This window comes from Streptomyces sp. NPDC054840, assembly GCF_053611065.1.
In genome coordinates this window covers 1-1,537 of the sequence record NZ_JBSGZP010001075.1, presented here as the reverse complement: position 1 = coordinate 1,537, position 1,537 = coordinate 1, and the positions used below count along the sequence as shown (strand labels likewise).

Below are 1,537 nucleotides of genomic sequence, written 5' to 3'. Positions count from 1 at the left end.
GCACGAGCATGTGCACGAACTTGTACCGGAGGTTGTCGCCGTGACCCAGATGCTGCCCGAGTCCTGGCTCCCCGTCCTCGGCGGGGAGCTGGACCAGCCCTACTTCAAAGAACTCACCGAGTTCGTCGAGAAGGAACGGGCGAACGGGCCGGTCTACCCGCCCCGCGAGCAGGTGTTCGCGGCCCTGGAGGCCACTCCCTTCGACCGGGTGAAGGTCCTCGTCCTCGGCCAGGACCCCTACCACGGCGCCGGCCAGGGCCACGGCCTGTGCTTCTCCGTGCGGCCCGGGGTCAAGACCCCGCCCTCGCTGCGCAACATCTACAAGGAGATGAAGGAGGAGCTCGACCTGCCGATCCCGGACAACGGATACCTGATGCCGTGGGCCGAGCAGGGCGTCCTGCTGCTCAACGCGGTCCTCACGGTCCGGGAGGCCGAGCCCAATTCGCACAAGGGCAAGGGCTGGGAGAAGTTCACCGACGCCGTGATCCGCTCGGTGTCCGAGCGGCCCGACCCGGCCGTCTTCGTCCTCTGGGGCGCCTACGCGCAGAAGAAGCTCCCGCTGATCGACGAGGACCGGCACGTGGTCGTCAAGGGCGCCCACCCCTCCCCGCTGTCCGCCAAGAAGTTCTTCGGGTCCCGGCCCTTCACGCAGATCGACGAGGCCATCGCCGCCCAGGGACATGAGCCGATCGACTGGCGGATCCCCAACCTCGGCTGACGTCCCCCCGCGCCTCGGCGCCATTGCCGGTACCTCCGGCTAGCTTCTAGATGATCAGACCGGAGCAGGTCTGGCAGAGCAAGCCGGAGGCCGTCGTGACGGAGCAGCAGGAGGCGTCGGAGGACGCCGTCATGACCAGGATCGGCCAGGCGGTCATCCTGCTGCACGCCGGTGACCGCGAGGAGGCCCGCAACAGGCTCGGGGAGATCTGGTCCGAGATCGGCGAGGAGGGGGACTCCCTCCACCGGTGCACCCTGGCCCACTACATGGCGGACGCCCAGGACGATCCGGCCGACGAGCTGGCCTGGGACCTGCGCGCCCTGACCGCTGCCGCCGCCGACGTGCCGGGTGACGGGCCGGACGACGGGCCCGGGACCGGGCTGCCCCAGGGCGGGCGGCCCGCGCCGTGGGAGCCTCATCCGGCGATGCGCGTGTTCTACCCGTCCCTGCACCTGAGTCTGGCCGCCGACTACGTGAAACTGCAGCGGCCGGAGGCGGCCCGGATCCACCTGGCCCGGGCCCGCGCGGCCACCGGTGCGCTGTCCGACGACGGGTACGGGAACGGCGTACGGGCCGCCATCGCCCGGCTGGAGCGGCGCCTGGCGGCAGAACCGGGAGCCGGACCCCGGACCTTCCCCGAGCAGTCTCCGTAGGCCCTACGTCGGCATGCGGCCAGTCCCCGTGGACGCCCGAGCAGATACGGGCCTCCGAACTGTCGGATGCCAGTGGCCGTGCGTGCGGCCCAGCGCGCACACATCGGCCGGCCGCACCGGAAGTTCGCGGATCAGCTCACGCTCCACCTCGGCGTCGGGCCGGGGA

At 71.1% G+C, this 1,537-nt stretch carries 2 protein-coding genes; both read left to right on the top strand.

Annotated features, from left to right (window positions below):
- The first annotated feature begins 49 nt into the window (after nucleotides 1-49).
- Entirely contained in the window at nucleotides 50-718 is a 669-nt protein-coding gene (locus ACWGIU_RS37635; protein ID WP_453712559.1) for a uracil-DNA glycosylase, read from the top strand.
- A gap of 95 nt (nucleotides 719-813) precedes the next feature.
- Complete coding sequence (locus ACWGIU_RS37630) at nucleotides 814-1,371, top strand: hypothetical protein (RefSeq protein ID WP_453712557.1); 558 nt, start codon at nucleotides 814-816, stop codon at nucleotides 1,369-1,371.
- The last annotated feature ends 166 nt before the right edge of the window (nucleotides 1,372-1,537 follow it).